The sequence below is a fragment of the Planococcus sp. 1R117A genome (assembly GCF_051417975.1).
GTDB lineage: Bacteria > Bacillota > Bacilli > Bacillales_A > Planococcaceae > Planococcus > Planococcus shenhongbingii.
Genome location: NZ_JBPRLO010000002.1, coordinates 241,005 through 254,785, shown reverse-complemented (window position 1 = coordinate 254,785; position 13,781 = coordinate 241,005). Strand labels below are relative to the sequence as shown.

14 protein-coding genes are annotated in these 13,781 nt (G+C 46.7%); 3 read left to right on the top strand and 11 right to left on the bottom strand.

Annotated features, from left to right (window positions below; translation table 11 throughout):
• Positions 1 to 77 precede the first annotated feature (77 nt).
• From ACSFXN_RS06660 to ACSFXN_RS06650, 3 genes are read right to left on the bottom strand one after another with little or no spacing between them, the layout of a single operon-like run.
• Entirely contained in the window at positions 78 to 1,994 is a 1,917-nt protein-coding gene (locus ACSFXN_RS06660) for a PTS fructose transporter subunit IIABC (RefSeq protein WP_437149396.1), read from the bottom strand.
• Complete coding sequence (pfkB, locus tag ACSFXN_RS06655) at positions 1,991 to 2,923, bottom strand: 1-phosphofructokinase (protein ID WP_437149395.1); 933 nt, start codon at positions 2,921 to 2,923, stop codon at positions 1,991 to 1,993. Before pfkB ends, ACSFXN_RS06660 begins: the two co-directional genes overlap by 4 nt.
• On the bottom strand, positions 2,920 to 3,672 hold the full coding sequence (locus ACSFXN_RS06650) for a DeoR/GlpR family DNA-binding transcription regulator (RefSeq protein ID WP_437149394.1): 753 nt from the start codon (positions 3,670 to 3,672) through the stop codon (positions 2,920 to 2,922). The genes pfkB and ACSFXN_RS06650 overlap by 4 nt, the downstream gene beginning before the upstream one ends.
• Before the next feature lie 178 nt (positions 3,673 to 3,850).
• Here ACSFXN_RS06650 and ACSFXN_RS06645 point away from each other — a divergent pair, with 178 nt between their 5' ends.
• Both ACSFXN_RS06645 and ptsP read left to right on the top strand, forming a co-directional pair.
• Complete coding sequence (locus ACSFXN_RS06645; RefSeq protein WP_036804699.1) at positions 3,851 to 4,117, top strand: phosphocarrier protein HPr; 267 nt, start codon at positions 3,851 to 3,853, stop codon at positions 4,115 to 4,117.
• Positions 4,117 to 5,829, top strand: a complete 1,713-nt coding sequence (ptsP, locus tag ACSFXN_RS06640; protein ID WP_437149393.1) for a phosphoenolpyruvate--protein phosphotransferase — start codon at positions 4,117 to 4,119, stop codon at positions 5,827 to 5,829. Before ACSFXN_RS06645 ends, ptsP begins: the two co-directional genes overlap by 1 nt.
• 385 nt (positions 5,830 to 6,214) lie before the next feature.
• Here the strand turns inward: ptsP and ACSFXN_RS06635 are convergent, their stop codons facing one another.
• From ACSFXN_RS06635 to ACSFXN_RS06600, 8 genes are all read right to left on the bottom strand, one after another.
• The gene (locus ACSFXN_RS06635; RefSeq protein ID WP_437149392.1) at positions 6,215 to 7,030 is read right to left on the bottom strand and encodes an energy-coupling factor ABC transporter ATP-binding protein; all 816 of its coding nucleotides are present in this window, start codon (positions 7,028 to 7,030) and stop codon (positions 6,215 to 6,217) included.
• The gene (locus ACSFXN_RS06630; protein ID WP_437149391.1) at positions 7,023 to 7,886 is read right to left on the bottom strand and encodes an energy-coupling factor ABC transporter ATP-binding protein; all 864 of its coding nucleotides are present in this window, start codon (positions 7,884 to 7,886) and stop codon (positions 7,023 to 7,025) included. The genes ACSFXN_RS06635 and ACSFXN_RS06630 overlap by 8 nt, the downstream gene beginning before the upstream one ends.
• Positions 7,871 to 8,626, bottom strand: coding sequence for an energy-coupling factor transporter transmembrane component T (locus ACSFXN_RS06625; RefSeq protein ID WP_437149390.1), 756 nt, complete (start codon positions 8,624 to 8,626; stop codon positions 7,871 to 7,873). Before ACSFXN_RS06625 ends, ACSFXN_RS06630 begins: the two co-directional genes overlap by 16 nt.
• Positions 8,627 to 8,691: 65 nt before the next feature.
• Positions 8,692 to 9,294, bottom strand: coding sequence for an ECF transporter S component (locus ACSFXN_RS06620; RefSeq protein ID WP_437149389.1), 603 nt, complete (start codon positions 9,292 to 9,294; stop codon positions 8,692 to 8,694).
• Between the two features lie 13 nt (positions 9,295 to 9,307).
• Positions 9,308 to 10,273 (bottom strand): nucleoside hydrolase, encoded by a 966-nt coding sequence (locus ACSFXN_RS06615; RefSeq protein WP_437149388.1) that lies wholly within the window; start codon positions 10,271 to 10,273, stop codon positions 9,308 to 9,310.
• 218 nt (positions 10,274 to 10,491) lie between these two features.
• The gene (locus ACSFXN_RS06610) at positions 10,492 to 10,857 is read right to left on the bottom strand and encodes a nuclear transport factor 2 family protein (protein WP_437149387.1); all 366 of its coding nucleotides are present in this window, start codon (positions 10,855 to 10,857) and stop codon (positions 10,492 to 10,494) included.
• 71 nt (positions 10,858 to 10,928) lie between these two features.
• On the bottom strand, positions 10,929 to 11,891 hold the full coding sequence (locus tag ACSFXN_RS06605; protein ID WP_437149386.1) for an MBL fold metallo-hydrolase: 963 nt from the start codon (positions 11,889 to 11,891) through the stop codon (positions 10,929 to 10,931).
• 126 nt (positions 11,892 to 12,017) lie between these two features.
• Positions 12,018 to 12,761 (bottom strand): ZIP family metal transporter, encoded by a 744-nt coding sequence (locus tag ACSFXN_RS06600; protein ID WP_437149385.1) that lies wholly within the window; start codon positions 12,759 to 12,761, stop codon positions 12,018 to 12,020.
• A gap of 155 nt (positions 12,762 to 12,916) precedes the next feature.
• On the opposite strand from ACSFXN_RS06600, the gene ACSFXN_RS06595 reads away from it, so the two are divergent.
• Positions 12,917 to 13,771 carry an NAD(P)H-hydrate dehydratase gene (locus ACSFXN_RS06595; RefSeq protein WP_437149384.1) on the top strand — a complete coding sequence of 285 codons (855 nt, stop codon included), beginning with the start codon at positions 12,917 to 12,919 and terminating at the stop codon, positions 13,769 to 13,771.
• Positions 13,772 to 13,781: the final 10 nt, after the last annotated feature.

The following is a 13,781-nucleotide window of genomic DNA, read 5'->3' as shown; positions in this document are numbered from 1 at the left end:
CAACTTTTCTTTTGCTTAGATTAAGATACAACACAAAAAGCCGTTACAGATTTATGGTCTGTAACGGCTTTTTTAAATTAAGCGATAGCAACTGCTTTCTTTTTCAAGAGGCCGGCCACAATGGCTGTGACAAAGGCACCGGCAATGATCGCCACTGTGTACATCAATATTTTCGTGACACCGCCGTCGACCAGTCCCATGACGAACACGCCGCCATGCGGAGCGCGAAGGCTGACATCAAACAGCATAACCAGGGCACCGGTCACTGCCGCTCCGGCAACCGACGCCGGAATAACACGCGCCGGGTCTGCCGCCGCAAACGGGATGACGCCTTCCGTGATAAAGCAGGCACCTAAAACGTAAGCGGTCTTGCCTGCTTCACGTTCCGGCTTGGTGAATTTGTTTTTGAAAATCGTTGTAGCAATGGCCATTCCAAGCGGCGGAACCATTCCCGCTGCCATAACCGTCGCCATAAAGTTAAAGTTCTGTGCATCCAGCATCGCGATGCCGAATGTATAAGCGGCTTTGTTGATCGGGCCGCCCATATCAATGGCCATCATGCCGCCAAGCAACAGGCCGACCAATACCAGGTTCGTACCACCAAGGCTTTCAAGAAACGCGGAAATCGCTGTGTAGATTTTCGTCAACTGTGGGTTGACCAGCATCATGATGATGCCTGTGATGGCGATGCTGAATACCGGGAAGAACAGCACCGGCTTCAATCCTTCAAGTGAATTCGGCAAAACAGAAAATACCCGCTTGACGAGCAATGTGACGTAACCCGCCAGGAAACCGGCGATCAAACCGCCAAGGAAACCGGAACCGCCGCTTGCCCCTTCAACCCCAGTAACTGTGATGGCGATCAAGCCGCCGATCATACCAGGCGCAAATCCGGGCCGTTCCGCGATGCTCATGGCGATAAATCCGGCAAGCACCGGTACCATAAGGAAGAACGCATTGCCTCCGCCGATTGTGCTGAGCATAGCGGCAAATTCATTGTATTCCGGGCTGTCCGGATTCGCGGCATTGATGCCCCAGAAAAACGAAATGGCGATCAGGATCCCGCCGCCGACAACGAAGGGCAGCATATTGGAAACGCCATTCATCAAATGCTTATAGAAGTATCCTTTCGATTCCGTTTCGGTGGATTCGTCTTTTGATTTATCGTGCTGGTAAACCGGCGCATCGCCTGTCACGGCACGATTCAGCAATTGATCCGTCTCGTAGATCGCTTTGCCGACTTTTGTCTGGATGACCGGCTTGCCGGCGAAGCGCGCCATTTCCACTTTAGTATCGGCGGCCACAATGATGGCATCCGCCGCTGCGATATCAGCGTCTGTCAGGCGGTTTTTAACGCCGCTTGACCCGTTTGTTTCCACTTTGATGTCAATGCCAAGCTCTTTTGCCCGGTCATTCAGCTTTTCGGCCGCCATATACGTATGGGCGATTCCGGTCGGGCAGGCTGTGACCGCCAAAATCCGTTTGGAAGAACCTGCTGGAGCGGTATGCTCATCTGTAGGTGCGACCGGTCCGTCTTCTTCTGTTTCTTTGTCGGTCACGGCTTGCAGGACTTCCTGTTTCGACGTGGCCGCAAGGATCCTTGTCCGGAATTTATCGTCCATCAAAAATGTCGCGAGGCGGGACAAGGCTTCCAGATGGGCGTCATTGGCGCCTTCAGTGGCGGCAATCATGAAAAACAGATTTGCCGGCTGGCCGTCCATTGATTCATAATCGAGGCCTTGTGCCGAACGCCCGAAAGCGATCGCCGGTTCTTTAACGGCCTGGGATTTGGCATGCGGGATGGCAATGCCTTCCCCGATGCCCGTCGTGCTTTGCTGTTCACGCGTCAGAATGTCTTTCGTGAACTGGGCCGGATCATTTAACTTTCCGGCACGGTCGAGCTGCGTGACCAGTTCGTCAATCACTTCCGGTTTGGAAGAAGCAGTCACATCCAGGATAATGGTGTTTTCAGTTAATAATTGAGTAATTTTCATGTCGTCACATCCTCTTGATTAATGGGGTGGAGAACAACTTGGCTGAGCAGCGCTTCTGCGTCTTGTTTTTCACATAAATCGGAGCGGAAAGCTGTGGCACTGCCGCAAGCCACTCCGTATTGGAACGCTTTCACAGCATTTGCTTCTTTCGCGAAGAAAGCGATAAAACCGGAAACCAGTGAATCACCGGATCCTACTGTATTGACGACTTGTCCTTTCGGCGCTTGCGCCGCAACTGCCTCATCTTTATTCACCAGCAGCGCGCCTTCACCGCCCATCGAAACCACAACATGTCCGAGACCGCTTTCAACCAATTTCGAGGCATAGGATAAAGCTTGTTGTTTGCCGCTGATTTCAACATCAAACAGTTCCCCGAGTTCATGTTCGTTGGGTTTGATCAAAAACGGCTTGGCTTGAATCAGTTCTTTTAATGCCGGACCGGACGTATCCAAAACGAAGCGGACTTCACGGTTTCGGCAGATGTCAGCAAGTCCCATAAAATACGATGTTGGAATCGAGTCAGGCAAACTGCCTGCCAGCACAAACCAGTCGCCTTTTTCCATCGCCTGGACTTTTTCTGCCAGTTCATTCAGCTGTCCTTCGTTCAAGGCTGGACCCGGACCATTCAATTCCGTTTCTTCCTCGGATTTTATTTTCACATTGATCCGGGTGATTTCTTCCGTTTGGATAAAATCGGTCGCAACTCCTTCAGTATGGAGAAATTCTTCTATATAATGGCCTGTAAACCCGCCCGCAAAGCCAAGCGCTTTATTGGGAGTTCCCAGCCGGCTTAATACACGGGAAACATTAATGCCTTTACCGCCCGGGTAATAATGTACGTCGTTCGTGCGATTCAGTTTCCCGGTCTTGAATTTGGGTAAATAGGTGGTGTAGTCTATAGATGGTGTAATGGTGCACGTATAAATCATGCTTTTCCCACCTTCACTGTAGTCTTTTTTTCCATAATTTCAATGGTTTCACCGGATAATTCATCAACGACCAGAATTGCCTGATCCAAGTCCATGATTTTAGCAAAGCTCACTTTATTGGATTTCGAATGGTCGGCAAGCACATAAGTCCTGCGCGCTAGTGAACTGGCAAGTTGCTTAACGGCTGCTTCTTCCGGATCCGGCGTCGTATATCCATAATCGGGATGAAATCCGTTGACGCCCAGGAAACAAACATCGAAGCGATAATTTTTTAGAGATTGAATGGTCTGGGCTCCGACCAGTGCACCGGTCCGCGGCTTGACTCTTCCTCCAGTCAGATAAGTGGTGATGCCTTGCTCGTTCAATGAGTCGACCAAAGTCAATCCATTTGTCACAACAACCAGATCTTTTTCTTTTAAGAAAGGGATCATCTGAAAAGTAGTGGTGCCTGCATCTAAAAAGACACTGTCGCCTTTATGGACGAACGCAGCAGCAAATTTGGCCAGTTGGATTTTTTCTTGCAGGTTTTGTGTAGATTTGTCTGCTACACTCGGCTCAATCAAGTAACGCCCAGGAAGAACAGCTCCGCCAAAGACACGTTCCAATTTTTGCTGATTTTCAAGTTCTGTTAAATCACGCCGGATTGTCGACTCGGAAGCGGCCGTCAAATCCACAATTTCTTGAATTTTAACCGTCTGCTTTTCTTCCAATAATTTTAAAATGAAGTCATGCCGTTCGTTCGTTAACATCCATTCACCTTCTTTGCTGATCTTGTTAAATAGATAATACTTGAAATCGCTTCCAAAATCAATCATAATCATTCATAAGCAATCAAAAACATTCATTTAGTTTTTATTTCTTTCAAAATCATTCATAATTGATTATGAATCACTCAAAAACAATCACTCATTCTAGGAGGAATTTAACATGGTAGAAAAACAATTCACAATCACAGACGAAGCAGGTATCCACGCACGCCCGGCATCCGCTTTAGTGGGATCTTTGTCAAAATTCAAATCCGATATCACATTGGAGCATAAAGGCAAAAAAGTGAACTTGAAATCGATTTTAGGGGTTATGAGTCTTGGAGTGGCTTCCGGGTCAACCGTTACTGTTGCTGCAAATGGAGAAGATGAAGAAGAAGCACTGGCTCAAGTGAGCCAAGTAATGGCTTCAGAAGGGCTTTCAAACTGATGAACAAAACATTATCCGGAATCGCCGCTTCTAATGGAATTGCCATTGCCAAAGCATTCAGACTTGAAAATCCGGACCTGAACGTCGAAAAAACGATCGTAACGGATACAGCGCAGGAAGTAGTTCGTTTAGAAGCCGCGTTAACCCAATCCATTTCAGAACTTGAAACGATTAAAGAGCAAACTTCTCAGCAAATCAGCGAAAAAGAAGCCGCCATCTTCGGCGCCCATCTTTTAGTGCTAAGCGATCCCGAATTGCTTGGCCCGATCAAGGAAAAAATTGAGACTGACAAAAACAACGCGGAATTTGCTTTGCAGGAAACCGCCAATATGTTCATCCAGATGTTCGAATCGATGGACAATGATTATATGAAAGAACGTGCAGCGGATATCCGCGATGTAACAAAACGCGTGCTGTCTCACCTATTGGGCGTATCCATCCAAAGCCCAAGCATGATTTCAGATGAAGTTGTGATCATCGCGGAAGATCTGACTCCTTCTGATACGGTGCAGTTGAACCCGAAATTTGTTAAAGGGTTTATCACCGATATCGGCGGACGCACTTCCCACTCGGCCATTCTTGCCCGGACATTGGAAATACCGGCAGTCGTTGGCGCGAAGACCGCGATGGCAGCTGTTGAAAACGGAACCGTCATCATCGTCGATGGTCTCGATGGCCAAATCATCATTGATCCTGACGAAGCAACCATTGCTTCATATGAAGAAAAGAAAGCCCAGTACGACCGCCAAAAAGCGGAATGGGCAAAACTGAAAAACGAGCCGACCATCACAACGGACGGCCATTCAGTGGAACTCGGCGCCAATATCGGAACACCGAAAGATACGGTTGGCGTCTTGGAAAACGGCGGAGAAGCAATCGGCTTATATCGTACGGAATTTCTGTACATGGGCCGTGACCAGTTCCCGACGGAAGAAGAGCAATTTGAAGCTTATTCTTCGGTATTAAAAGCGATGGAAGGCAAACCGACTGTAGTCCGCACATTGGATATCGGCGGCGATAAAGAGCTTTCTTATCTGCAATTGCCGAAAGAACTGAATCCTTTCCTGGGCTTGCGGGCAATCCGCCTGTGCCTGGAAATGGAAGACATGTTCCGGACGCAGCTGCGTGCCTTGCTTCGTGCAAGCGTCCATGGCAATTTGAAAATCATGTTCCCGATGATTGCAACACTCGATGAATTCCGTCAGGCGAAATCGCTCGTTCTCGATGAAAAAGCGAAGCTGCAGACAGAAGGCGTTGAAGTCAGTGATTCAATCGAAATCGGCATCATGGTTGAAATTCCTTCTACTGCTGTTATGGCGGATACATTTGCCAAAGAAGTGGATTTCTTCTCCATTGGCACAAACGACTTGATCCAGTACACCATGGCGGCTGACCGCATGAACGAACGCGTGTCGTATTTGTACCAGCCTTTCAACCCGGCGATTTTGCGCTTGGTGAAAATGGTCATTGATGCTTCGCATCGCGAAGGCAAATGGACAGGCATGTGCGGAGAGATGGCCGGAGATGAAATTGCCATTCCGATCCTGCTCGGTCTCGGGCTGGATGAGTTTTCAATGAGCGCTTCTTCCATTCTGAAAGCCCGTGCGCAAATCAGCAAATTATCAAAAGCCGATATGGAAAGCCATATTGACCGAATTTTAGCGATGGACACTTCAGTAGAAGTTGCCACTTACGTAAAAGAAAAAATGTAAAAAAAGCCCCAAGGTTCTTTTGAACCTTGGGGCTTTCCGTTTGTTGAGAAAGTAAATTTACTTTGTTTTCATCACTTATCCGATATTCCGCCAACCAGCTGCAGGAGCATATGTTTTAAAGCCGCAGGCGTCTCCGCTGTTTGGCTCCATAACTAGAGAGCAAGCACCAACATTCGAGAGCTTTGCAAAACCATCATACTTTTGGAGAGTCTCTAGAAGTAGTAAAAGGAAGCTGAATGTAGCGGAAGGCGGCGACTTCTGCGGGAAAAGCGCGAGCTGAAGACCCTGGACTGAGCGTCAGCGAGGGAAGCGGCTGAAGCCGTGCCCGCGAAAAGCGTCCGTCCTGGAGCGCAATGCCAGAAGAATATATAAGTTTCTCGACAGTCTAAAGCCTGGTGCGCTGCTGCAGGATTGCATCAATCAGTTGCTGTTTGGAAAGGATGCCGTCCGGAAAATTCAGCATTCTCGCCATTTGAGCTACCGCTGGAGGCTTCAGCATGCTTTTCTCCAGAATCCCGGCATCATAGAAAATCTTGTTCGCTTGGTCATCGGCTACAAGTTTGCGGTTTGCCATGACAACAATCCGCTGGAAATAGTCGGTGACAAATTCCATATCGTGCGTGATCGTGATGACCGTCTTCCCTTTTTGTTCAAGCATCTCCAGCAGGCGGCCAAGAATTTTCAATCCGATTTTGTCTTGTCCGGCTGTCGGTTCATCAAGGATGATAATATCCGAATCCATCGCCAGAACAGATGCGATCGTCACGAATTTTCGTTCGGAGTATGGCAGATTATACGGATTTTCTTCCGCAAAACCCGTGATGCCGCAAATATCCATCGCCCATTGGGTGAGCTCATCTACACGTTCCACATCAAACTTCATATTTTTCGGTCCAAAACGGACTTCAGATTCAACATCATTATGAAAAATCTGATCATCCGGATTTTGGAACACATAGCCGACTTTTTTTGAAACTTGAGCAGTGGTGTATTTTTTAGTATCCCATTCACCGACCAGCACCGTTCCAGCCTTTGGTTTTAATAAGCCATTCATCAGTTTGACCGCTGTTGTCTTCCCTGCACCGTTCTGTCCGACAATGGCTACGCGTTCGCCAGTTCTAACCGACAAAGAAAAGTCTTCAAGCGCTTTTGTGCCGTCCGGATAAGAAAAACTGACATTTTCCAATAGAAGGTCAGTCACGGGCAATCACTCCATTCAAATTCAGTGCTTCTGCCAATTCACTGTCTCTTATCGGCAAAAATGCCAGTGGCATCCCCGCTTTTTGCAATAGAAGGGCAAGTTCCGTAACATGCGGATACTGTATGTCATATTGTCCGAATTGCGGGTCAGCGAAAATATCCCGAACGGCGCCTTGCATAACCAGTTCACCTTTGTGCATAACCAGCAAATCATCGGCATATTCAGCAATCAAGTCCATTTTATGTTCAACCAAAACAATGGTTTTGCCGCGTTCTTTCATCAAGCGGATAATGTCGAAAATCTGCTCTGTCCCAATTGGGTCAAGCTGGGAAGTCGGTTCGTCAATGACCAGAATATCCGGGTCCATTACGATGATGGAAGCAAGGGCAACACGCTGTCTTTGTCCTCCTGACAACTCGAAGGGGTTTTTATCGCGCAAATGGTCGATGTTAACGAGTTTCAGCATTTCCTCAACCCGCAAACGAATTTCATCGACCGGAACTCCAAGGTTTTCCAATCCGAAGGCCACTTCTTCAAAAACATTGTCTTTAACGCCTGATACTTGGATAAAAGGGTTTTGGAAGACATAGCCCACTTTCTCCGCCAATTGTCCGAGCTGTGCATCCTGTATAGGTATGCCGTCAACCAGGACTTCTCCTTCCAGGTCCCCTTTATAAAAATGAGGAATAAATCCCCGGATGGTGTTGCACAACGTTGTTTTGCCTGAACTGTTATTGCCGATGATGGCGGTGAATTTTCCCTTCTCGATGCTGAAAGAGACATTTTTCAAGACATAATCATCGCTTACAGGGTATCGGTACGAAACGTTTTTTAAATCGATCATGTTTGCTGCCATAAGAAAAACCTCCAGACAACTAAAGCGATAATGATGAAGACCAAAACGACTGGCAGAATGCGGTCGGCACGGCTTTTTGTCAGTTTATGCAAACTGGTTTTGTGCACCGGAGCTGAAAAAGCCCGGGACTCGAGTGTCAGCGCCCTTTCTTCTGTACCGGCGATGGACGACAAGACCAACGGCGTTAAAGTAGGAATAAATGCTTTCGCCCGCACGAACAAGGAACCTTCTGTTTCGACGCCTCTTGTTTTCTGGGCTTCCATGATGGTATTCGCTTGGCGGCGCATTTCCGGAATGATTTGCAGCGTTGATAATACCACATAGGCACCCATCGGCGGCATGCCTTTGTCTTCAAGTGATTTAACAAAATCCCGCACTTCAGTCATTCTGAAAAACAGTACAAAGGCGGAACCGATCGCCAGGATGCGAGAAGTTAAGATAAGGCCGTAATAGATGCCTTCTTGTTTGATTTCAAAAATCCACCATTGCCACAGCACTTGTTCTCCGGGAAAGAAAAAGATTTGCATCAGAAACACGATGATCAATACACTCAATAAAGCTTTCAAAACAATTTCCATGAATTCCTTGAATACACCTGCCATTAGTGAAATAGCCATTAACACAAAGAACACCGAAAAGGCGAATAGATAACCCGGAACGATTAAAACGACCGCTAAAACAAATAATGCAAAGTAAAATTTCGTCATCGGATGAAGCTGAAGCAATGCATTCGGTTTCATGGATGGTGCCACCTCTTTTCCGCAACTGCATCTTTTAAACTGACAGCATTAACTGCAAAAAATTTTCATTGCCGGCTTCTTCGTTTCATATACAGATGGCCATATTTCAGTTTTGATAAATAACGGTCCGACATGCCTTTTATAATGAAAAAGACGATTAAGACCGAGACCACTTTATCGGCGATTTCAACGATGAAACTGGATGAAAATACGGCTGTCCATAGTTGCTGACCTGATGCCAGGAAGGTAGCCGTAATGAGAGAAGACGTATTCCCTGTTGCCCCGCCGAATACCAATACCGTAATCGGTGCTGAAACGACAACCGCAATCACCGTTATGATGATACCTGAAATGATGGTTTTTGGAACGCTTTTGAAAAAACCATATTTGGACAAGAGTCCTGCGCCCACACCAATAGCCATTGACGTTAAGGCATACGGCAAATAAGTAGGATTAAAAATTGCGTTGATTAAGTTGGTAATAAGTCCGGCAAGCAAAGCTACCCATGGCCCTGCAATGACGCCAACTAAAATCGTGCCGATGGTGTCCAGGAAAATCGGCAATCGCAATACGTTTGTCAATTGGAAACCGACAATATTGATTGCCACGCCAATCGGTATCAACAGCATCGCCATTAAACTGAAATCATCTTTAAAACTGCGCTTCATCTTTTCTCCCCCTTTAAGTATGGTCAGCTGTCAGCTGGCTCATCTTTTTAATCGCATCAACAAACTGGGCAACGAATTTCTCCCGATCGACCGTATGGAGCACTTTCACATTGGCAGGTTTTCCGGAACGCTGTGCATAATCCACCACTGTTGTGCCTGCAGTCAGACGGCCTTCTGTCTCTATTTGTACAAAACAGTCATCGCCTTCGAATAGTTCTGGAGTTAAGACATACGACACGGCACATAAATCATGCAGCCGGATACTTTTTTCGAAATCCGGCGTATGAAAGGCCGTCTGTCTTGCCTCTTTTATATAGAAGCTGAGCATTTTCACAACTTTTAAGGCGAAATCGGTTCCAATGTTTTCTATGTCTTGCAATTCTTTCATTGACACAAACGCTTTATGCGTAACATCCAATCCGCTCATTACAATCGGCACCCCTGACCGGAATACCAAATCAGCAGCGTGAGGGTCTACATATACATTAAACTCAGCAGTCGGGCTCATATTTCCGCCAACTGCTGCCCCTCCCATATAAGAAATGAATTTAATCTTCTGTTTGACTTCAGGATGTGTGAAAAGCAACGCCCCCAAATTCGTCAGCGGGCCGGTTGCGATAATTATGACCGGCTCGGCGCTTTCGAGCAGCACTTGTTTCATCGCGTCGATTGCCGTTCGCTCACTCAATTTTAAAGTCGGTTCAGGAAATTCCACATTCCCAAGGCCGTTGTCACCGTGGACTGCATCCGCGATTTCAAGTTCTCTGAACATCGGATTTTCCAGCCCTTTGGCAACTTCGATGTTCTGCCCCAAGTAACTGGCAAATGCCAATGCATTCGCTACTGTTTTTGCTTGCGTCTGATTCCCCGCTTCTGTCGTAATCAGCTTGATTTCCAATTCCGGATGAGCAAAAGCTAAAGTCAGTGCCATTACATCATCAATTCCGGGATCACAGTCGATAATCACAGGAATAGCCATCCAATACCCCCTTATCTATTTCTGCCCATTGATCGAACTCGTGCTCTTCCACTAAGCTTTTTTCTTAAAAAACTCATTTGTCTATCAACGGTCATTAAGTATTTCTATTCCAATCCTTTGATATCCTGCAATGCAGATATATTGCAGGCGGTTTTCTTCTTTAAGATGTTCAGACACAAAAAAGAGGAGACAGGGTCTCCTCTTGCCGTTTTCAAAATCTATTTATCTTCATGGACAACGGATGTCAAACTGGTGATTTTGCCGCCAGTTTCCGAATTCACTTCGTATATGTCTTGATAAGAATAAGATTTTACGTTGCCGTCTTTTTCATTAACCATCATTTTTCCGATCACCGTGGCTTGGAGGCCTTCAGTCTGCACCTTGTCAATTGTGACTTTCACGTCATGATTGGTATCCATCGCTCCAACGTAGCTCAAAAACTCTTCTTTCCCTCGGATCGTTTTTTCGCCTTCCATTTCCCAAGTAATATCGTCCGCAATATGTTTTTCAATAAAATCCAAGTCTCCGATTACAAAAGCGATGTTCATTTCTTTAAAAAACTTCTCACTTTTAACATCTGCCATATAGAATTTTCCTCCTTAAGAGAATCATTTTCTATTCAATACCCGATAAAGCACTTTTAAACCTTACTGATTTACTGATGGGCTGTATTCTTACTGCTTTTATTTTTTGCCAAGAAATCGATCATGCCCATTGAACTGACTTCCAAATCAAGATGAATAATATTATAAACGGGGTGGTCATCAGCAATATTTAGTTTTCTTAAATGTTCCTTTATCAAACCATTTAACCGTGCGGCAATTCCATCCGGGCCCTCCCCGCTGTCAACCGCCGCTTTTGCTTCTTCCAAAAAGACCTCTAGCCAGCCAGAAACTTGTTGAAGAGCGGCCTGGGGTTTTTTGGTCATTCCAAAATGGCCGTAGTAAATGGCATCCAAGTTCTGTGCTTGCATCCGTTCAATCGACTGTTGCATAGCAAATGGGTCAAACTGGTTGGGGGAAGTCGATGGCAAAAACAATTCAATGCCGTCTTCCACGAGCTGTTCATAGCGGATGCCTGCCGTGTCACCGGCAAACATGCCGTTGCTGACAGGATCGTAAATGCCGAAGTGATGGTTGGCATGTCCGGGAGTATCCCAGAATTCAAGTGTACAGGCCGGACTAATTTGTAATTGGCCGCCTTCCGTTTTTACCAGCAGCCGATCTTCCGGTACAGGTATAATGGGATCAAATAATTCATCAAATTTTTCTCCATAAACCATCCTTGCGCCAGCGATCAATCGGCTCGGGTCCGCAAGGTGCCTCGCTCCTTTCGGATGTACCACAATTTTGGCATTTGGGCAGTCTTTAAGCAGCAGACCGGCTCCGCCTGCATGATCAAGATGGACATGAGTGACGATTATGTATTTCACTTGGTCCAGTGAAAACCCTAATTCTTTCAATCCTTTTTTAACATGCTGGACTGAAGGGCTGGCACTCGTATCAATGATGGTCAGTTCATGCTCATCGATTACATACGTACCTGTCCGTTCTTTTAACCCTAAATCCATTCCATCAATTATATGAATGCGTCCGTTTAATTGTTTGGGCATAGCCATCCTCCTTTAGGTTATTATTTAATATACTGAATATTCTATCACTCGAACTCAGATAGGGATACTTGCAGGCACTCTGCCTTTGCCAAAGAAAAGCCTTAAGAAATAAATTTCCTAAGGTTTTGAACGCTAAATTTGCTGCAGCATTAAAGTAATAAAAATCCCCAGCGCTGTAATGAAACCGGTAATTGGCCCGCCTTTTTCATGTGCTTCAGGCATCATGGTAGAAGCCACCATGGCGATAATGCCGCCTGCTGCAAAAGCACTGATCAGCGCCTGAATATCTGTTGGGGCATTTTCCAGGAATGTATATCCGATAAGTGAACTTAATGCGGATACCACTACTACAAAAACCCACATGAATAATACTTTCTTTTTGTGGAAGCCGCCTTTTTGCAAACCGGTTGTACTGGATATGCCTTCTGGCAAATTACTGATGAAAACAGCGGCAATCAATGCGAAACCGATGCCTCCGCCTTGCGCAAGGCCAAGGCCGATCATGGCTGTTTCCGGGATGGCATCCATGATGGTGCCGAGAAAAATCGCCATTCCTGCACTTGCTTCCGAATTGCTGGGGGCATCTTTTCCATGCCCGGAACGTTTCCGGTGCATGCCGCCTTTACGGGTAACTAAAATATCCAAAAAAGTAAAAATTAATGCTCCGCCGAGAAATCCCAGCGCAATATACATCAACCCGCTGATTTCCATCGCTTCGACCAACAGCTCAAAAGCAACAGCTCCGATCAACGCCCCAGTTCCAAGTGCCATGATATAACCGATCAGCTTTTGCGGAAGCGCAACGGCCATTACGATCAAAGCACCCAGCAAATTGGCTCCGCCTGCTACTGCTCCCCAAAACAGCGCTTGCCCCATCCAACCCACCCCTCTTCAATTTCATTTCCATGCTTTACCGTTCCCGGAAATGTTCAATCATAACCTCAATCGGAATCTAAACTTCGCAGCCGTTAATTAGCTGCTTCTAACGGGTATGTTTTATTAAACAGACATTATGCTGGGAGCTGATGGAGTTGGCAGAAAATAAGGCAAGGCTGCCCGTATGGACCGGGCATTCTGTAGAAAAAACCCTTCCGATACGGGACCCAAAAAGCCACAAAGGAACATACGGCACCGGTCTTTTGATAGCGGGCAGCCGGGATATGCCAGGGGCTGCAATATTATCCGGGCTGGGCGCGATGCGCTCGGGAATCGGAAAACTGGAAATCGCCACCGAATCGGAAGTGATTCCATTGGTGGTTCCTGTTCTTCCGGAAGCCACCTATATCCGGAATGGCTTAGAAAGAGTAGCAGACGGGACGCTTGAACTGTATCGGTACCGTGCGGCTGCCATGGGGCCGGGCATTGTGCCGAACCGGATTGCGGAACATGCGATTGAGCAGCTCATCGACTGCGATTTTCCAGTAGTTCTTGATGCCGGTGCTTTAACGGAGCGGCCTTATAATGAGCGACCAGCTCCAATTATTTTAACGCCCCATCCTGGAGAGTTCTCACGAATTACGGGGGTCTCAACAACCGACCTGGAAAAGCAGCGCGGTTACTATGTTTCCAGGTTTGCGAAAGAACTTGGAGTCACCATCGTCTTAAAAGGACATCAGACGATTACTGCCTTTCCTGATGGCGAGACCTGGGTTAACGCCACTGGAAATGCCTCGCTCGCTAAAGGCGGCACAGGCGACACATTGACGGGCATGATTCTCGGCATGCTGTGCTGCCATGAAGACTGGAAACATGCTGTTTTGAATGCGGTGTTTCTCCACGGGGCTTGTGCTGACCATTGGGCCACAACACGTTCTACGCAAACATTGCTCGCTCATGAATTAATGGATTTCCTTCCGGAAGTATGGAAAAACTTCGAGGCAAAGTGAATCATTAAAC